The sequence below is a fragment of the Streptomyces sp. NPDC041814 genome (assembly GCF_055590565.1).
This window is the reverse complement of record NZ_JBVJAM010000009.1, coordinates 250,545-267,304: the sequence shown is the minus strand read 5'-3', so window position 1 is coordinate 267,304 and position 16,760 is coordinate 250,545. Positions and strand designations below refer to the sequence as shown.

Here is a 16,760-nt window from a genome sequence, read left to right as displayed (position 1 = left end):
AGGGGGGTGCCGGCCATGTTTTAGGTGCAATTGTACGCCACCAGGCCTCCGGCCCCCTGACCCGGCTCAACGTACGTGGGGCCCCGCTCCCCCCGGCGGGGGGTACGCGGCCCCTCTCGTACGCGTCCTACTCGTGCACGATCCCCTCCTCCAGTTCCTGACCGCGCAGCAGGAACCAGGCGACGACCGCCGTCGCCACGAGGACGACGGACCCGATGACCGAGGCGAGGTGCAGCCCGCCCACGAAGGCGTCCTGGGCGGCGGTGACCATCTCGGCGGCCTCGTGCGGCGGCAGCAGGTGCGAGGACTCCACGGCGCCGCCCAGCGATTCGTGCGCGGCGTCCGAGACGGCGGGCGGGGTGCCGGGCGGGGCGGTGAAGTCCTTGTAGGCGCCGGTGACGATGGAGCCGAGCAGCGCGATGCCCAGCGCCGCGCCCAGTTCGTACGCCGTCTCGGAGACCGCGGAGGCGGCGCCCGCGTGCTCCTTGGGGACGCTGGAGAGGATGACGTCGGACGTCACGGTGAACGCGAAGCCCGCGCCCACGCCGACGATCAGGAGCAGCGCGCCGATGAGCGGGTAGGCCGTGTCCCGGTGGACGGCGGCGACCGCGGCCAGGGCCAGGCCGATCGCGCCAAGCCCGCCGGACACCACGACCCGTACGGTGAACCGCCGGGCGACCGTGCCCGCCAGCAGGCCCGCGGTGACGGCGCCGACGGCGGCGGGCAGTTCGGCGAGCCCGGCCTCCAGCGGTCCGCGGCCCTGGACCAGCTGGAGGAACTGGGACAGGAAGAAGACGATCCCGGACAGGCCGAGGATGGTCAGCAGGTCGGCGAGGACCGCACCGGAGAAGCCGCGGTGATGGAAGAGCCGCATGTCCAGCAGCGGCGCGGTGAGCCGGAACTGACGGCGTACGAACCAGATCAGCGCCAGCAGCCCGGCGACGCCCACCAGGGCGGAGGTCCAGCTCGTGCCGTGCGCGGCCATCTCCTTGATGGCGTAGACGACCCCGATCATGCCGACCAGCGAGAGGCCCACGCTCGGCAGGTCCCACGGCCCGGGTGCCGGGTTCTTCGACTCGGGGATCATCTTGATGCCGACCGCCACGAGCACCGCCATGACGGGCAGGTTGATCAGGAAGACCGAGCCCCACCAGAAGTGTTCGAGGAGGAACCCGCCGACGACGGGCCCGACGGCGGCACCGGCCGAGGCCATCGCGCCCCAGATGCCGATGGCGAGGCTGCGCTCGCGGGGGTCGTGGAAGAGGTTGCGGATCAGGGCGAGGGTGGACGGCATCAGGGTGGCGCCGGCGACGCCGAGCAGGGCCCGGGCCAGGATCATCATCTCGGGCGTTTGCGCGTAGGCGTTGAGCACCGAGACCGCGCCGAACGCGGTGGCACCGCAGAGCAGCAGCTTCTTGCGGCCGATGCGGTCGCCGAGGCTGCCCATGGAGACCAGGAGCCCGGCGATGACGAAGGAGTAGACGTCACCGATCCAGAGGAGCTGGGTGCCGGTCGGCTCCAGGTCCTCGCTGAGGAAGGGGGTCGCCAGGCCGAGCACGGTCGCGTCGACGGCCACGAGCAGCACGGCGAGGACGAGGACGGCCAGCGCGATCCACCGCCCGGGGCGGTACGGATCGACGGGGGGCTCCGGGTGCTCTTCGACGCTGCTCATTGCTCCACGCTCCGGCGTGCGCCGCCGAGCAGCAACTCGGCGATCATGTACGGGAAGTCCCGTGCGGCCACCCGGCCCGCCTGAACGGCCCACGCCCCGCTGCCGATGAGCCCGTACAGCGCCTCGGTCAGCCAGGCCGGGGTCAGGTCGATGCGGAATTCGCCGCGCTCCTGGCCGCGCCGGAAGAACGCGGCGACGCGGGCGTCCAGCCGGTCCCAGCCGGCGTTCTGGCCGTCACCCTCGAAGAGCTGGTTCTCGGTCACGAGGAACGAGAGCAGTCCGGCGCCCGGTTCGACGGCGACGACGAACCGGCGCAGCGCTTCCTCGCTCGTGCCCTCGTCCATCGCGGCGGCGTCGAGTGCGGCCTCGAACTCCCGGATGCCCAGCTCCTCCAGGGCCCTGACCAGGGCGTCCCGTCCCGCGAAGTGCCGGTGCAGGGTGGCGCGCCCGATCCCGGCCGCCTTGGCGACCTCGTCCATGGTGGCGGTGGATTTACGGCTCAGCAGGGCTGCGGCACTGCGCAGCACCTGCTCACGATCAAGAGTCATGGGACAACACTAACCTGAATGAGACAGCATCGTCTCATTCGCCTGCCTGTGCCTCCTCCATCAGCTCCAGGGCAGCGCGGCTCGGTGCCGCCAGTACGCCTCCGGCTCCTCGACCAGGGCCTCCAGCCTGGCCCGCCGTTCCTCGTCGAGGACGGGGACGGCCGCGTGGAGGTTGCCGGAGAGCTGGGCGACGGTGGCCGCGCCGGAGAGCACGACGCCGGCCCACGGCTGGTGGAGCACCAGGGCCAGGGCGACCGCGTCGCTCCCGAGCCCCTCCTCGTCCGCGATCTCCCGCACGACGGCGGGCGCCTGGTCCCCGGCGAGCCGGCCGTTGGCCATGCCCTCCTTGACGATGACCGTGAGCCCGGCGGCGTGCGCCTCGGCGAGCGCGGGCGCCGCCGAGGTCTCCAGGGCGTTGTAGGTGGCCTGGACCGTGCGGAAGAGCGGGGCGCCGTCGACCGTGACGGCGAGGGCGGCAAGGATCGCCTCGGCCTGGGCGGGGCCGCTGGTGGAAATGCCGACACTGACGCCCTGGGAGGCCAGTTCGGCGAGGCGGGCGTGCAGTTCCTTGTCGGCGAGAGCCGGGCTGTCCGGGGTGACCGAGTGGATCTGGTAGAGGTCGAGCCGGTCGCCGAGCAGCGCCGCGGTCTCGGCGCGCTGCCGTTCGAAAGCGGCGAGGCCGTGGTCCTTGACCTCGTGCACGTCCGCGTCGAGGCCCCAGTCGGCGGTGTAGGTGTAGCCCCATTTGCTGCCGATGACGACGTCGTCCGCCTCCGGGTGGGCGGCCAGCCAGCCGGCCAGGAACTCCTCGGCACGCCCGTAGGAGCGGGCGGCGTCGAAGTAGCGGACGCCCTGCGCGTAGGCGGCGTCGAGGAGTTCGTGCGTACGGTCGCGCAGCGCGTCGGGCGAGCGGTCCTGGGGCAGGTCGCGGTCGCGGTGGAGGTTGATGTAGCCGGGCCTGCCGACGGCGGCCAGGCCGAGCCCGATGTGGGCGGTGGGGGTGGTCGCTTCGGACAGTCGGGCGAACGGCATCGCGGGCTCCTCGTCGTCGGGCAGGACGCGCCTACCCTCAACGTAGCCCGCGATGCGTCGACGGCTACTTGCGCGCGTCCGCCCAGGCGTGCTGCGTGGCGAGGTCGGCCTTGACCTCGGCCAGCTGGGTGGCGACGGCCGAGGGGGCGGTTCCGCCGCGCCCGCTGCGGGAGGCGAGCGCACCGGCCACGTTGAGCACGGTGCGGACCTCCGGCGTCAGGTGCTCGGAGATCTTCGCGAACTGCTCGTCCGTCAGCTCGTCCAGCTCGATGCCGTGGTGCTCGCACTCCTTGACGCACTCACCGGCCACCTCGTGGGCGACACGGAACGGCACGCCCTTCTTGACCAGCCACTCCGCGATGTCGGTGGCGAGCGAGAAACCGGCCGGGGCCAGCTCCTCCATGCGCTCCCGGTTCACGGTGAGCGTCGCCATCATGCCGGTGAAGGCGGGGAGCAGGACCTCCAGCTGGTCGCAGGAGTCGAAGACCGGCTCCTTGTCTTCCTGGAGGTCGCGGTTGTACGCGAGCGGCAGGGCCTTCAGCGTGGCCATCAGGCCCGTGAGATTGCCGATGAGCCGCCCCGACTTGCCCCGGGCGAGCTCGGCGATGTCCGGGTTCTTCTTCTGCGGCATGATCGAGGAGCCGGTCGAGAAGGCGTCGTGCAGGGTGACGAAGGAGAACTCCTTCGTGTTCCAGATGATGACCTCCTCGGCGATCCGGGAGAGGTTGACGCCGATCATCGCGGTGACGAACGCGAACTCGGCGACGAAGTCCCGGGACGCAGTGCCGTCGATCGAGTTGCCCACCGAGCCCCGCTCGAAGCCGAGGTCGGCCGCGACCGCCTCCGGGTCGAGTCCCAGCGAGGACCCGGCCAGCGCGCCGGAGCCGTACGGCGAGACGGCGGTCCGCTCGTCCCACTGCCGCAGCCGCTCCGCGTCCCGGGACAGGGACTGCACATGGGCCAGGACGTGGTGGGCGAAGAGCACCGGCTGGGCGTGCTGGAGGTGCGTACGGCCGGGCATGGCGACGTCCGGGTGCGCCTCGGCGAGGCCGACCAGGGCGTCCTGGAGGTCGGCGACCAGGCCGCCGATGATGCGGGCGTGGTCGCGCAGGTACATCCGGAAGAGCGTGGCGATCTGGTCGTTGCGGGACCGGCCCGCGCGGAGCTTGCCGCCGAGGTCGGGGCCCAGCCGCTCCAGCAGGCCGCGCTCCAGGGCGGTGTGGACGTCCTCGTCGGCGATGGTGCCGGTGAAGGAGCCGTCGGCCACGTCCGCTTCGAGCTGGTCGAGCCCGGCGATCATCCGGTTCAGCTCGTCCTGGGTGAGCAGGCCTGCCTTGTTGAGGACACGGGCGTGGGCACGGGATCCGGCGATGTCGTACGGCGCGAGGCGCCAGTCGAATTGGACGGACGCGGAGAGCCGGGCCAGCGCCTCGGCCGGTCCGTCGGCGAAGCGGGCGCCCCAGAGCCGTACGTCGCCGTTGCCGTTGCCGTTGCTCACTACGTGCTCCTCGGAAGTGCCACGATCACTGACAGGCATAACTATGCAGAGCTCTGCATGCTTTGTCAAAGCAGGTGCCGGGGCGGTCGGGCCGCCGGTACGGTCGCCCTCCGGACACCTGGGGGGATCATGGACGACGCCTGGACGGCGGCGCGGCAGCTGGCCGACGGCGCGCCGCTGCGCGAAGCGATCGGCGGGCGGCACTCGGCGGAGCGCTGGGTGGCGCTCGACCTGGCGGTGCGATGGCTCCCGCCGGACGACCTCCCCGTGTACGCGCCCCCGGACGGGCGGTCGCTGCGCTGGGACTGGAACGCACCGCTGCCCACCTTCCGGCGGGCCCGGGCGCGCGCGGCGGAGACGGAACCGGCTACCGCCATCGCCCTGTGCCACCCGGACGGCCGGGTCCGGGAGGCGGCGCTCGACCGGGTGTGCCGATACCCGGGCCTGCTGCCCCTCCTCATCGTGCGGTGCGCGGACTGGGCGGCTCCGGTACGCGACCGGGCCCAGGCCCTGCTGGCATCGGTGGAGGCCACCGCCCTCGTCGCGCAGGCGGAGCTGATCCTGCTCCTCGGCCGCCGCGAGCGGGGCGGGTCCGCCGTGGAACTGCTCGGCCGGGTCCTTCGCGAGGGCCCCGCCGAGGCCCTGCACCCGCTGCTGGAGAGCGCCGACCGGGCGACGCTCCGGTTCGCCCACCGCATCGCCGTCGGGCGCGGACTGCTCCCCCCGCTCCGGCTGGCCCGGATCGCCGCGCGCTCGGGGGACGTCGTCCTCCAGGACCTGTGCGCGGAGGCGGCGATCGCCGCGGTGCGGGAGCGGGAGACCGGCGACGACGTCCTCGGCATCCTGCTGACGGCCCGCTCCGGGCGCGTCCGGGCCGCCGGAGTCACCGCACTGCGGCGCGCCGGGCGGTACGAGGAGGCGCGGGGGTACCTGGCCGACCGTTCGACCACGGTGCGGGCCTGCGCCCGGTATGTGGTGCGCCAGGGAGGGACCGATCCGCTGCCGCTCTACCGGGCGCTGTGCACCGGCGGGTCCGTCGTGCCGGGCGCCGCCGCCGGGCTCGGCGAGTGCGGCGACCGGAAGGCGGACGCGGGCACGCTGTGGGCCCTGGTCCGCCACCAGGACCCGGCCGTGCGCGCCCAGGCGGTGACCGGGCTGCGGGCGCTGGACGCGGTGACACGGGAGGGGCTGACATCCTTGCTCGACGACCCGTCACCTGCCGTTGTCCGGGCGGCCACCGGGGCCCTGCTCCCGCACGCCGCCGAGTTCCCGGTGGCGTGGCTGCGCGAGCGGGACGCCCCGGAGTCGCCCCGTCCGGTGCGGGTTGCGGCGCAACGGCTGCTGCGGGCGGCGGGGTGCTCCCGCCCGCCGGGCTGATCCCGCGTCAGCGGGTGGTCCGTTCCCCGGGCGGCGGAGGAGGACGCGGCCTAGAGTCCGTGGCATGCGAAGACTTGTGACAACCGCCGCCGTCCTGCTCGCCCTCGGCACCGTCGTCGGGGCCGGCCGGCCCCCGCTGGCCACCGCCCCGCTGCCGACCCGGCTCGCCGACACGGGCGGCGGCACCCAGCTGATCACCGCCATGGCGGACTCCACCTCGTCCACCACCGGCACCCTCACCTGGTGGGACCTGCGCGACGGGAAGTGGGTCGCCGCCGGGACCGCCGCCGCCCGGTTCGGCTCGAAGGGCCTCACCGAGGGCAGCACCCGTCAGCAGAGCACGTACACGACGCCGACCGGGCTGTACGACCTGCCGTACGCCTTCGGGGTCAAGGCCGCTCCCGCCGGAACGCGCTACTCGTACCGGCAGGCCACCACCAAGTCCTGGTGGTGCGAGGACAACGAGGCCCGCGACTACAACCGCTGGGTCGAGCCGCTGCCCTCGGACTGCCGGGCCTCGGAGTCCGAGCAGATCACCGCGTACCCCACGCAGTACGCCCGGGCGCTCGTCATCGGCTTCAACTACGACCAGCCGGTGCGCGGCCGGGGCGCCGGGATCTTCCTGCACGTCAACGGGTCCGGCGCGACCGCCGGCTGCGTCTCCGTGCCGGCGGACTCGATGGACCGCATCCTCGCCTGGGCCGACCCGGCGCGCAGCCCGCACATCGCGATCGGCACCGTCGCGGGCGCGACCGCGATCACCAACTACTGACGGCTCCCCGCGAGCGGACGGCCTTGCCGCCCGGCCCCCACTACGACGGCTGAGGGGAGGGCGGCGGGGGCGGTTGTCCGTGATCCACCGCGGATCCGACCGGCCCCCCGGCGAGCGGCGTGGAGTCCAGGTAGCGGATCTCGTAGGCACGCTCGACGAAGCGCCAGCCCTCCGGCATGCGCCGGTAACGGTCGTGGTAGATCGCGTGGTTGAGGTGTGAGGCGCCGTCACGCAGCCGGATGATCTCGGAGAGGCGGGCCCGCCCGGTCGCGGTGTCCCCCGAGACGGTGACGACGCCGGAGTGGGCCGTCTGGACGAATACGTCGAAGCCCGCCTCCCGCCGCCGCCCGAGCTGTCGGATGCCCTCGCGGCCGACGGCCTCGATCCCCGCGTCAGGGATGCGGACGACGCCGTCCGGCACGAAGAGGGAGGCGAGCCGGTCGTGGTCGTTCATCATCGCCGCGTCCGTGAACTCCGCGCGGAGCGCCTCGATCTCGACGCGGTCCCGCCACTCGTCCGCCTCGCCGCCCTCGCTCACGAGACGGCCGCCGACCGCGGTCCGGTCGGCGCGGGTGGCGACGAGGTCGACGACTGTCCCGTCGCGGTGGTGTTCTCCCAGCGTCCTCGCGACCGCGTCCGTCACCGCGGCGACGAGCCGGGCCGTGGTCCGCGGCCCGTCCGTCCGGGTGAACGCGTCCTCCCCGACGGCGAACGTCACGGTCGGCGCCATCTCCTGGCCGGCCACACCGCCGACGGCCCAGCGGCCGACCGCGAGTCCGACGAGTCGCACGACCACGGGGTCGCGGGCCCGCTCCCCGTAGACGGAGGTGACCGCTCCGGTGAGCCGGGCGATGAGGTCGCTCTCGCGGCCGGCGATCTGCGACTCGTAAGCGTGGACGGTGAGATGGGGCATGCTCGTTCGTCTCCTTCTGTACCGGTCGGGGGAGGCGGCTCAGCCGAGGGTGGACGCGCGGGCCCTGCGCAGGGGCTCCAGTGCCGTGGTCCAGCCGACCAAGCGGTCGAGCAGGTCCTCCAGCGAGCGCTTCCGGGACGCCGCCGGCGCGAACACCCTGAAGTCCTCGAAGTCCGTGGCCAGGTGAAGAGAGACCTGGGCCGGTACGTCGGCGAGCCCGAGCAGACCGCACAGCTGCCGCAACTGGGCCGTGGAGCCCGTGCCGCCGGCGACCCCGTAGGCGACGATCCCGGCGGCCTTGTCCGCCCAGCCGGCGTGGACGAAGTCGATGGCGTTCTTGAGCGCGGCGGGCAGCTGGCTGTTGTACTCAGGCGTGACGAACACGAACCCGTCGAACGACTCGACCGTGCGCACCCATGCCTGGGCCCCGGGCCCCCCGGTTCCTCCCATGGCCGGGGGAACGGCCTGGTCGAAGAGGGGCAGGCGGAACTCGGCGAGATCGACGAGCTCGAACGCCGCGTCGGTCCTCCGCGCCGAGACCTCGTGCACCCACCCCGCCACCTGCGGGCCGAGCCGTCCCGGACGGGTGCTGCCGATGACGATGCCGATCCTGGTCATGCCGTGTCCTCCTGTCGCGATTCCTGCGTGGGGCACGGGCAGGCGGTCGCCGCCGTGCCCGTACCCGCACCGACGCGGCAGGGGCCCCGATCGTCAGGAGCCGGGCGGGCCCGGGGTGGCCGCCTGACATCCGCGGGGGCTGGTCCGTCGTCTCCCACGGAGGATGCTCACGTGACGACTGGAAGGCGCTGACCCCATGGAGATCACGGACGGGAACGAGGATGCCCCGGCGGGCCCCGGCGGCGAGCCGCTTCTCTCGGAACGGCGCAACCTCGCGAATCTCGCGTACCGCCTGCTCGGCTCGCTGACGGAGGCGGAGGACGCCGTGCAGGAGGCGTACGCCCGTTGGTTCGCACAGTCCGCGGAGCGCCGGGCCGCTGTCGCGAGACCCGCGGCCTGGCTGACCACCGTGGTGAGCCGCATCTGCATGGACCAGCTCCGTTCGGCGCGGCGGCGCCGGGAGCGGTACGTCGGTGAGTGGATTCCGGAGCCGGTGCCGGCGCGGGCCGAGTGGCCCGGCATGTCCCACGGATCCACGGCGGGGGATCCCGCCGACCACATCACGCTGGACGAGTCCGTCGAGATGGCGTTCCTGGTCGTGCTCGACGCGATGACGCCGGCCGAACGCGTCGCCTTCATGCTGCACGACGTGTTCCGGGTGCCGTTCAACGAGGTCGCGGAGATCGTCGGCCGCACCCCGGGGGCCTGCCGCGAGCTCGCCTCCTCGGGGCGTCGACGGGTGGCTGCCGCCCGCACCGGCGGGGCACGGGCCAGGCAGCGTTCCGTCGTCGTGGGCGAGTTCCGGAAGGCGTGGCAGGCCAAGGACGTGGACGCCCTGGTACGGCTCCTCGACCCGTCGGTCGTCGCGGTCGCCGACGGGGGCGGTCGCGCTACCGCCTCGCCGACGCCGCTCCGGGGCCATCTCCAGGTCGCGGAGTTCCTGGTGCGTCTGGCGGGTCTCGCCGGCCGGCTGGACCTCCGCGAGCGGACCGTGAACGGGCAGCCCGGACTCGTCGCGATGGACGGCGATCAGGTGCTGTCGGTGTACGCGTTCGACATCGAGGAATCCCGCATCCTGCGCCTCTGGGCGATCCGCAACCCGGACAAGCTGCGGCCGTGGAGGTGAGGCTCCCGGCGGCATGGCACCTGACGATCGCCGCTGCGGAAACGTCGAACAACCGCACCGCCGGCGCGCGGTGACCCGACGCCCGGACCGGACGGATCCGGATTCCAGGAAAGGACACACCGATGTCGTTCCACTCCCTCACCCTGCACCTGACCGTGCGCGGCGCACACGAGGCGTCCGCCTGGTACCAACGGGCATTCGGAGCCGAGGAACTCACCCGGCTGGAGGTCCCCGGGGGCCGGCTGATCCACGTCCAGGTCCGAGTCGGGCCGGTCACCCTGATGCTGGCCGACGAGTTCCCCGAGATGGAGTCCTACGGTCCGCAGCACTTCGGCGGCACGTATGGCGCCCTCTATCTGCACGTCGACGCCGTCGATGAGGCCTGGCAACGGACGGTCGACGCCGGGGCCACCGTGATCCGGCCGCTCGGCGACGCCTTCTGGGGCGAGCGGGAAGGCCAGCTGCTCGACCCCTTCGGTCACCGGTGGGGGCTCACTCAACGTCTCCGTGACGTCCCGCTCGCGGAGCTGCAGGAGCTCACGACCGAAGCGTTCGCCGGTCTCACCGCGGACTGAACACCCGCGGGGCACCTTCGCCGGGCCGCCCGGCCCGGCCACCGCACGACATCGGGAGGCCGTCCGGCACATGTCGGACGGCCTCCCGGCGTCCCCGCCCTCACGGGGTCAATACACCTAGCGCTCGTTCTGCGCGAGCCGCAGCAGGTGGTCGGCGAGCGCCTGCCCGCCGGCCGGATCGCGGCTGATCAGCATGAGCGTGTCGTCGCCCGCGATGGTGCCGAGGATGTCGTGCAGTTCGGCCTGGTCGATGGCCGAGGCGAGGAACTGCGCGGCGCCCGGCGGCGTACGCAGCACCACCAGGTTGGCGGAGGCCTCCGCGGAGATCAGCAGCTCGGCGGAGAGCCGGCGCATCCGCTCCTCCTTGGCGGAGCCGCCCAGCGGCGCCTGCGGGGTGCGGAAACCGCCCTCGCTCGGCACCGCGTAGATCAGCTCGCCCCCGGTGTTGCGGATCTTCACCGCGCCCAGCTCGTCCAGGTCCCGGGAGAGCGTCGCCTGAGTGACGCTCAGCCCGTCGTCGCTGAGGAGCTTGGCCAGCTGGCTCTGCGAGCGCACCGGCTGCCGGTTGAGGATGTCCACGATCCGGCGGTGGCGCGCCGTGCGGGTCTGCGGCACCGAAGGCCCGCCGAACTCGGATTCCTGCGCCTCGGTCATCGTCGTCGCCTCATTCTCCGGAGCGCTTCTCTCCGGATCGTCCGTCCCCGTATGCCGCGTCGAGGGCGCCCGGCAGCGCCCGGAGGAACGCGTCCACCTCCGCGTCACCGATGGTCAGCGGCGGCATCAGCCGCAGGACGTCGGGCGCGGGCGCGTTCACCAGGAGGCCGGCACCCTGAGCCGCCTGTTGCGCCTGGGGCGCGAGGGGCTCGGTGAGCACGATACCCAGCAGCAGCCCGGAGCCGCGGACGTGGGAGACCAGGGGGTGCCCCAGCCCTTCCACGCCCTCCCGGATGCGCTCGCCCAGCCGCTTCACCTGGTCGAGGGCGCCGTCGGCGGCGAGGGTGTCCAGGACCGCGAGGCCGGCGGCGCAGGCGACCGGGTTGCCGCCGAACGTCGTGCCGTGGTGGCCGGGAGCGAGCAGGTCGGCCGCCGCCCCGAAGGCGACCGCCGCGCCGATCGGGAGTCCGCCGCCGAGCCCCTTGGCGAGGGTGACGACGTCGGGCTCGACGCCCTGGTGGGCCTGGTGCTCGAACCACGTGCCGCACCGGCCGATGCCGGTCTGGACCTCGTCCAGGACGAGCAGGGTGCCGGTGGCCCGGGTGATCTCCCGGGCGGCCTCCAGATAGCCCTTGGGCGGGACGACGACGCCGTTCTCGCCCTGCATGGGCTCGATGATCACCAGCGCGGTGTCGGTGGTCACGGCGGACCGCAGGGCCTCCACGTCCCCGTACGGCACATGGGTGACGTCGCCGGGGAGCGGGGTGAACGCCTCGCGCTTCTTGGGCTGGCCGGTGAGCGCGAGCGCGCCCATGGTCCGGCCGTGGAAGCCGCCGTCCGTGGCGACCATGTGGGTGCGTCCGGTCAGCCGGCCGATCTTGAAGGCGGCCTCGTTGGCCTCGGCGCCCGAGTTGCAGAAGTAGACCCTGCCGGTGCGGCCGAAGAGCGAGAGGAGCCGTTCGGCGAGCGCGACGGGCGGCTCGGCGATGAACAGGTTGGACACGTGCCCGAGGGTCGAGATCTGGGCGGTGACCGCCGCCACGACGGCCGGGTGGGCGTGGCCCAGGGCGTTGACCGCGATGCCGCCGACGAAGTCGAGGTACTCGGTGCCGTCCGCGTCCCACACGCGCGCGCCCTCGCCGCGCACGAGGGACAGCTTCGGCGTGCCGTAGTTGTCCATCAGTGCGTGCTGCCAGCGCTGCGAAAGCTCGGCGTTGCTCATGACTCCCCCTGTGCGTCGGGCACGACCATCGTGCCGATTCCCTCGTCGGTGAAGATCTCCAGCAGGATCGAGTGCTGGACCCGGCCGTCGATGACGCGGGCGGTCTCCACCCCGTTCCGTACGGCGTGCAGGCAGCCCTGCATCTTGGGCACCATGCCGCTGGACAGGTCGGGCAGCAGCTTCTCCAGCTCGGTGGCGGTGAGCCGGCTGATCACGTCGTCGCTGTTGGGCCAGTCCTCGTACAGGCCCTCGACGTCGGTCAGGACCATCAGCGTCTCGGCGTTCAGCGCGGCGGCGAGTGCGGCGGCCGCGGTGTCGGCGTTGACGTTGTAGACGTGGTTGTCGTCGGCGGACCGGGCGATGGAGGAGATGACCGGGATGCGGCCGTCGTCCAGCAGTGCCTGGATGGCGCCGGTGTCGATGGCGGTGATCTCGCCGACCCGGCCGATGTCGACCAGCTCGCCGTCGATGGTGGGCCGGTGCTGTATGGCGGTGATGGTGTGGGCGTCCTCGCCGGTCATGCCGACGGCGAGCGGCCCGTGCTGGTTGAGCAGGCCGACCAGCTCACGCTGGACCTGGCCCGCGAGCACCATGCGTACGACGTCCATCGCCTCGGGCGTGGTGACGCGCAGGCCCGCCTTGAACTCGCTGACCAGGCCCTGCTTGTCGAGCTGGGCGCTGATCTGGGGGCCGCCGCCGTGCACGACGACGGGCTTGAGTCCGGCGTGGCGCAGGAAGACCACGTCCTGGGCGAAGGCCGCCTTCAGCTCCTCGTCGATCATGGCGTTGCCGCCGAACTTGATGACGACCGTCTTGCCGTTGTGCCGGGTCAGCCAGGGCAGCGCTTCGATGAGGATCTGCGCCTTCGGGAGTGCGGTGTGCTTCCGCGCCGTCGTCATGAGCTGTACGCGCTGTTCTCGTGGACGTAGTCCGCGGTGAGGTCGTTGGCCCAGATGACGGCGGACTCGGTGCCCGCGGCGAGGTCGGCGGTGATCCGGACCTCCCGGAAGCGCATGTCCACCAGGTCGCGGTCCTCGCCGACCGAGCCGCCCCGGCAGACCCAGACGTCGTTGATGGCGACGTTGAGCGCGTCCGGTTCGAAGGCGGCCTTCGTGGTGCCGATGGCGGAGAGCACCCGGCCCCAGTTGGGGTCCTCGCCGTGGATGGCGCACTTGAGCAGGTTGTTGCGGGCGATGGAGCGGCCCACCTCGACGGCGTCGTCCTCGGTCGCGGCGTTGACGACCTCGATCCGGATGTCCTTGGAGGCGCCCTCTGCGTCCCCGATCAGCTGCCGGGCCAGGTCGTCGCAGACGGCCCGGACGGCCTCGGCGAACTCCTTCGGCTCCGGGGCGATCCCGCTGGCGCCGGAGGCGAGCAGCAGCACGGTGTCGTTGGTGGACATGCAGCCGTCGGAGTCGACCCGGTCGAAGGTGGTGCGGGTCGCGTCGCGCAGGGCGGCGTCGAGTCCGGCGGCGTCCACGTCGGCGTCGGTGGTGAGCACGACGAGCATGGTGGCCAGGCCCGGGGCGAGCATGCCGGCGCCCTTGGCCATGCCGCCGACAGTCCAGCCCTCGCCGCCCGCGACGGCGGTCTTGTGCACGGTGTCGGTGGTCTTGATGGCGATGGCGGCCTTCTCGCCGCCGTGCTCGCTGAGGGCCGCCGCGGCCTTCTCGATGCCGGGGAGCAGCTTGTCCATGGGGAGCAGGATGCCGATGAGCCCGGTGGAGGCGACGGCGATCTCGCCCGCGCTGTGGCCCTTCAGGACCTCGGCGGCCTTCTCGGCGGTGGCGTGGGTGTCCTGGAAGCCCTTCGGGCCCGTACAGGCGTTGGCGCCGCCGGAGTTGAGGACGACCGCGGAGACCTCGCCGCCCTTGAGGACCTGCTCCGACCAGAGGACGGGCGCGGCCTTGACGCGGTTGGAGGTGAAGACGCCCGCGGCGGCGCGGCGCGGACCGTTGTTGACCACGAGGGCCAGGTCCGGGTTGCCGTTCTCCTTGATTCCGGCGGCGATGCCCGCCGCCGAGAATCCTTGTGCTGCCGTGACGCTCACGGTGCGACTCCGATCGTGGAAAGACCTGTGTCCTCGGCCAGGCCGAGGGCGATGTTCATGGACTGGAGGGCTCCGCCCGCGGTGCCCTTGGCGAGGTTGTCGATGGCGCTGATCACGATGATCCGCCCGGCCGCCTCGTCGTACGCGACCTGGATCTGCACGGCGTTGGAGCCGTACACGGCGGCGGTGGCGGGCCACTGCCCCTCGGGCAGCAGGTCCACGAACGGCTCGTCCGCGTACGCCTTCTCGTAGGCGGCGCGTACGCTCTCGGCGCTCGCCCCGGGCTTCGCCTTCGCGCTGCACGTGGCGAGGATGCCGCGGGGCATGGGCGCGAGGGTCGGCGTGAACGAGACGGTGACCGGCTCACCGGCGGCGGCGCTGAGGTTCTGGATCATCTCCGGCGTGTGGCGGTGGACGCCGCCGACGCCGTACGGCGACATGTTGCCCATCACCTCGGAGCCCAGCAGGTGCGGCTTGGCCGCCTTGCCGGCGCCGGAGGTCCCGGAAGCGGCGACGATCACGGCCTCGGGCTCGGCGAGCTGTGCCGCGTACGCCGGGTAGAGCGCGAGGGACACGGCGGTCGGGTAGCACCCGGGCACCGCGATCCGCTTGGTCCCGGCGAGGGCGGCGCGGCCGCCGGGCAGCTCGGGCAGGCCGTAGGGCCAGGTGCCGGCGTGCGGCGAGCCGTAGAATTTCTCCCAGTCGGCGGCGTCCCGGAGGCGGAAGTCGGCGCCCATGTCCACCACCAGGACCTCGTCGCCGAGCTGTTCGGCCACGGCGGCGGACTGCCCGTGCGGCAGGGCCAGGAAGACGACGTCGTGCCCGGCGAGCACCTCGGCGGTGGTGGGCTGGAGGATGCGGCCGGCCAGGGGGCGCAGGTGAGGTTGGAGCGCGCCGAGGGGCTGGCCCGCGTTGGAATTGGCGGTGAGTGCGCCGATCTCCACCTCGGGGTGGGCGAGCAGCAGACGGAGCAGTTCTCCGCCCGCGTAACCGCTCGCTCCTGCCACTGCTGCGCGTACCGCCATGGAAAGCCTCCTCATCGATGGCATGACTATACGCAGTGATGCACTTTTATGCAAAGAATTCCTCTGGAGCGGCGCCGCACGCGGGCTCTAGGGTGCCCCCATGGCAACGATCAAGCACTTCCAGGTGACCTTCGACTGTGCGGACCCCGAGCGCGTGGGGCGCTTCTGGTGCGAGGTGCTGGGGTACGTCGCGCCGGAGCCGCCGGAGGGTTTCGACTCCTGGGACGCGTACAACGCCTCACTGCCGGCGGCGGAGCGGAACACGTGGTTCGCGGCCTCCGACCCCACCGGCGCCGGTCCGCGCATGTACTTCCAGAAGGTCCCCGAGGGCAAGGTCGCCAAGAACCGGGTGCACCTCGATGTCCGGGTGGGGACCGGGCTGAGGGGCGAGGAGCGGCTGGCCGTCCTTGAGGCCGAGTGCGCGCGGCTCCTCCCGCTCGGCGCGGTGCGCGGGAAGCTGCTGCTCGCCGACGAGGAGAACGAGTCCTGCCTCAACATGCAGGACGTCGAGGGCAACGAGTTCTGCCTCGACTGACCGAGGGCTCACTCGCGGCGGGCACCCCGGCACGTACGCTCACGCCCATGCCCGCCCCGTCCCCCGCCCCCCGTCTGCACCGCGTCGCCGTCCTCGTGCTCGACGGGGCGAAACCGCTCGACGTGGGCATCCCGGCCCAGGTGTTCACGACCCGGGCGAGCATGCCGTACGAGGTACGGGTGTGCGGGGCGGCCCCGGGGCCGGTGACCGGGGGTGACGGTCTCGCGTACCACGTCACGCACGGGCTCTCCGCGCTGGCCTGGGCGGACATCGTCTTCGTACCGGGATACCGGCAGCCGGACCGGGAGGATCCGCCCCGGGCCGTGATCGAGGCGCTGGTCGCCGCGCACGACCGGGGGGCGCGGCTCGCCGCCATCTCGACCGGGGCGTTCGCGCTCGCCGCGACCGGGCTGCTCGACGGCCGCCGGGCCACCACGCACTGGCACTACACACGGGCGCTCGCCGCGAAGTACCCGCGGGTCCGGGTGGACGAGAACGTGCTGTTTGTGGACGAGGGCAGCGTCCTCACCTCGGCGGGCGCCGCGTCCGGGATCGACCTGTGCCTGCACGTCCTGCGCGGCGATCTGGGCATCGCCGCGTCCAACCACGCGGCGCGGCGGCTCGTCGCGGCTCCGTACCGCAGCGGCGGGCAGGCGCAGTACGTGCCGCGCAGCGTGCCCGAGCCGCTGGGCGAGCGGTTCGCGGCCACCCGTGAATGGGCGCTGCACCGGCTCGGCGAACCCCTCACGCTCGACGCGCTGGCCCGGCACGCGGCGGTGTCGCCCCGCACGTTCTCGCGGCGGTTCGCCGAGGACACCGGGTACACCCCCATGCAGTGGGTGATGCGCGCCCGTATCGACATGGCCCGCGAACTCCTCGAACGCTCGGAGCGGGCCGTCGAGCAGATCGCCGCCGACGTGGGGCTCGGGACCGGCGCGAATCTGCGACTGCACTTCCAGCGCATCCTGGGCACCACGCCGAGCGAGTACCGGCGCACCTTCGCCCGGGGCGAATAGGGCATACCGCCGGGGCGTACCGGGCATACCGCCGCCCGGCGCGGCTGGCGGGATCCTTGCGGACCGTGGCGATCACGCCGCTGTCCGGGGCGTGCGGCGCGCGCGATCGTGGAGGGCGAAGAGAGAA

General features: G+C 72.8%; 17 protein-coding genes. 6 read left to right on the top strand and 11 right to left on the bottom strand.

Going from position 1 to position 16,760, the window contains the following annotated elements; genetic code table 11:
• Positions 1 to 127: 127 nt before the first annotated feature.
• The 4 genes from ACZ6C6_RS23585 to argH all read right to left on the bottom strand — a co-directional run bounded on the left by ACZ6C6_RS23585 (position 128) and on the right by argH (position 4,789).
• Positions 128 to 1,672 (bottom strand): MFS transporter, encoded by a 1,545-nt coding sequence (locus tag ACZ6C6_RS23585; protein ID WP_469205243.1) that lies wholly within the window; start codon positions 1,670 to 1,672, stop codon positions 128 to 130.
• A complete protein-coding gene (locus ACZ6C6_RS23580; RefSeq protein WP_469205242.1) occupies positions 1,669 to 2,220 on the bottom strand; it encodes a TetR/AcrR family transcriptional regulator in 552 nt (183 codons plus the stop codon). The genes ACZ6C6_RS23585 and ACZ6C6_RS23580 overlap by 4 nt, the downstream gene beginning before the upstream one ends.
• A gap of 60 nt (positions 2,221 to 2,280) precedes the next feature.
• Positions 2,281 to 3,252: an aldo/keto reductase gene (locus ACZ6C6_RS23575; protein WP_469205241.1), complete on the bottom strand. Its 972-nt coding sequence runs from the start codon at positions 3,250 to 3,252 to the stop codon at positions 2,281 to 2,283.
• 64 nt (positions 3,253 to 3,316) lie between these two features.
• Positions 3,317 to 4,789, bottom strand: a complete 1,473-nt coding sequence (gene argH / locus ACZ6C6_RS23570) for an argininosuccinate lyase (RefSeq protein WP_469205240.1) — start codon at positions 4,787 to 4,789, stop codon at positions 3,317 to 3,319.
• 90 nt (positions 4,790 to 4,879) lie between these two features.
• Between argH and ACZ6C6_RS23565 the strand changes: the two genes are divergently transcribed.
• A complete protein-coding gene (locus ACZ6C6_RS23565; RefSeq protein WP_469205239.1) occupies positions 4,880 to 6,127 on the top strand; it encodes a hypothetical protein in 1,248 nt (415 codons plus the stop codon).
• Between the two features lie 64 nt (positions 6,128 to 6,191).
• Positions 6,192 to 6,899 carry a L,D-transpeptidase family protein gene (locus ACZ6C6_RS23560; protein ID WP_469205238.1) on the top strand — a complete coding sequence of 236 codons (708 nt, stop codon included), beginning with the start codon at positions 6,192 to 6,194 and terminating at the stop codon, positions 6,897 to 6,899.
• Between the two features lie 40 nt (positions 6,900 to 6,939).
• On the opposite strand, the gene ACZ6C6_RS23555 is transcribed toward ACZ6C6_RS23560, so the two are convergent.
• Entirely contained in the window at positions 6,940 to 7,812 is an 873-nt protein-coding gene (locus ACZ6C6_RS23555; RefSeq protein WP_469205237.1) for a nuclear transport factor 2 family protein, read from the bottom strand.
• 39 nt (positions 7,813 to 7,851) lie between these two features.
• The gene (locus ACZ6C6_RS23550) at positions 7,852 to 8,430 is read right to left on the bottom strand and encodes an NADPH-dependent FMN reductase (protein WP_469205236.1); all 579 of its coding nucleotides are present in this window, start codon (positions 8,428 to 8,430) and stop codon (positions 7,852 to 7,854) included.
• Between the two features lie 196 nt (positions 8,431 to 8,626).
• Here ACZ6C6_RS23550 and sigJ point away from each other — a divergent pair, with 196 nt between their 5' ends.
• A complete protein-coding gene (gene sigJ, locus ACZ6C6_RS23545; protein WP_469205235.1) occupies positions 8,627 to 9,556 on the top strand; it encodes an RNA polymerase sigma factor SigJ in 930 nt (309 codons plus the stop codon).
• A gap of 122 nt (positions 9,557 to 9,678) precedes the next feature.
• Positions 9,679 to 10,131 carry a VOC family protein gene (locus ACZ6C6_RS23540; RefSeq protein ID WP_469205234.1) on the top strand — a complete coding sequence of 151 codons (453 nt, stop codon included), beginning with the start codon at positions 9,679 to 9,681 and terminating at the stop codon, positions 10,129 to 10,131.
• Positions 10,132 to 10,248: 117 nt separating this feature from the next.
• Here the strand turns inward: ACZ6C6_RS23540 and ACZ6C6_RS23535 are convergent, their stop codons facing one another.
• From ACZ6C6_RS23535 to argC, 5 genes are read right to left on the bottom strand one after another with little or no spacing between them, the layout of a single operon-like run.
• Positions 10,249 to 10,785: an arginine repressor gene (locus ACZ6C6_RS23535; RefSeq protein ID WP_018103822.1), complete on the bottom strand. Its 537-nt coding sequence runs from the start codon at positions 10,783 to 10,785 to the stop codon at positions 10,249 to 10,251.
• A 10-nt stretch (positions 10,786 to 10,795) separates the two neighbouring features.
• Positions 10,796 to 12,007, bottom strand: a complete 1,212-nt coding sequence (locus ACZ6C6_RS23530; protein WP_469205233.1) for an acetylornithine transaminase — start codon at positions 12,005 to 12,007, stop codon at positions 10,796 to 10,798.
• Positions 12,004 to 12,906 (bottom strand): acetylglutamate kinase, encoded by a 903-nt coding sequence (argB, locus tag ACZ6C6_RS23525; protein WP_469205232.1) that lies wholly within the window; start codon positions 12,904 to 12,906, stop codon positions 12,004 to 12,006. The genes ACZ6C6_RS23530 and argB overlap by 4 nt, the downstream gene beginning before the upstream one ends.
• On the bottom strand, positions 12,903 to 14,057 hold the full coding sequence (gene argJ / locus ACZ6C6_RS23520; RefSeq protein WP_469205231.1) for a bifunctional glutamate N-acetyltransferase/amino-acid acetyltransferase ArgJ: 1,155 nt from the start codon (positions 14,055 to 14,057) through the stop codon (positions 12,903 to 12,905). The genes argB and argJ overlap by 4 nt, the downstream gene beginning before the upstream one ends.
• Complete coding sequence (argC, locus tag ACZ6C6_RS23515; RefSeq protein WP_469205230.1) at positions 14,054 to 15,082, bottom strand: N-acetyl-gamma-glutamyl-phosphate reductase; 1,029 nt, start codon at positions 15,080 to 15,082, stop codon at positions 14,054 to 14,056. The genes argJ and argC overlap by 4 nt, the downstream gene beginning before the upstream one ends.
• 100 nt (positions 15,083 to 15,182) lie before the next feature.
• Between argC and ACZ6C6_RS23510 the strand changes: the two genes are divergently transcribed.
• Together ACZ6C6_RS23510 and ACZ6C6_RS23505 are read left to right on the top strand one after the other, a co-directional pair.
• Complete coding sequence (locus ACZ6C6_RS23510; protein ID WP_469205229.1) at positions 15,183 to 15,617, top strand: VOC family protein; 435 nt, start codon at positions 15,183 to 15,185, stop codon at positions 15,615 to 15,617.
• 47 nt (positions 15,618 to 15,664) lie between these two features.
• Positions 15,665 to 16,633: a GlxA family transcriptional regulator gene (locus ACZ6C6_RS23505; protein ID WP_469205228.1), complete on the top strand. Its 969-nt coding sequence runs from the start codon at positions 15,665 to 15,667 to the stop codon at positions 16,631 to 16,633.
• Positions 16,634 to 16,760: the final 127 nt, after the last annotated feature.

Excerpts from the sequence above, each read along its gene's own strand:
- ACZ6C6_RS23585 (WP_469205243.1), bottom strand. The coding sequence starts at position 1,672 with ATGAGCAGCGTCGAAGAGCACCCGGAGCCCCCCGTCGATCCGTACCGC.
- ACZ6C6_RS23580 (WP_469205242.1), bottom strand. The coding sequence starts at position 2,220 with ATGACTCTTGATCGTGAGCAGGTGCTGCGCAGTGCCGCAGCCCTGCTG.
- ACZ6C6_RS23575 (WP_469205241.1), bottom strand. The coding sequence starts at position 3,252 with ATGCCGTTCGCCCGACTGTCCGAAGCGACCACCCCCACCGCCCACATC.
- argH (WP_469205240.1), bottom strand. The coding sequence starts at position 4,789 with ATGCCTGTCAGTGATCGTGGCACTTCCGAGGAGCACGTAGTGAGCAAC.
- ACZ6C6_RS23565 (WP_469205239.1), top strand. The coding sequence starts at position 4,880 with ATGGACGACGCCTGGACGGCGGCGCGGCAGCTGGCCGACGGCGCGCCG.
- ACZ6C6_RS23560 (WP_469205238.1), top strand. The coding sequence starts at position 6,192 with ATGCGAAGACTTGTGACAACCGCCGCCGTCCTGCTCGCCCTCGGCACC.
- ACZ6C6_RS23555 (WP_469205237.1), bottom strand. The coding sequence starts at position 7,812 with ATGCCCCATCTCACCGTCCACGCTTACGAGTCGCAGATCGCCGGCCGC.
- ACZ6C6_RS23550 (WP_469205236.1), bottom strand. The coding sequence starts at position 8,430 with ATGACCAGGATCGGCATCGTCATCGGCAGCACCCGTCCGGGACGGCTC.
- sigJ (WP_469205235.1), top strand. The coding sequence starts at position 8,627 with ATGGAGATCACGGACGGGAACGAGGATGCCCCGGCGGGCCCCGGCGGC.
- ACZ6C6_RS23540 (WP_469205234.1), top strand. The coding sequence starts at position 9,679 with ATGTCGTTCCACTCCCTCACCCTGCACCTGACCGTGCGCGGCGCACAC.
- ACZ6C6_RS23535 (WP_018103822.1), bottom strand. The coding sequence starts at position 10,785 with ATGACCGAGGCGCAGGAATCCGAGTTCGGCGGGCCTTCGGTGCCGCAG.
- ACZ6C6_RS23530 (WP_469205233.1), bottom strand. The coding sequence starts at position 12,007 with ATGAGCAACGCCGAGCTTTCGCAGCGCTGGCAGCACGCACTGATGGAC.
- argB (WP_469205232.1), bottom strand. The coding sequence starts at position 12,906 with ATGACGACGGCGCGGAAGCACACCGCACTCCCGAAGGCGCAGATCCTC.
- argC (WP_469205230.1), bottom strand. The coding sequence starts at position 15,082 with ATGGCGGTACGCGCAGCAGTGGCAGGAGCGAGCGGTTACGCGGGCGGA.
- ACZ6C6_RS23510 (WP_469205229.1), top strand. The coding sequence starts at position 15,183 with ATGGCAACGATCAAGCACTTCCAGGTGACCTTCGACTGTGCGGACCCC.
- ACZ6C6_RS23505 (WP_469205228.1), top strand. The coding sequence starts at position 15,665 with ATGCCCGCCCCGTCCCCCGCCCCCCGTCTGCACCGCGTCGCCGTCCTC.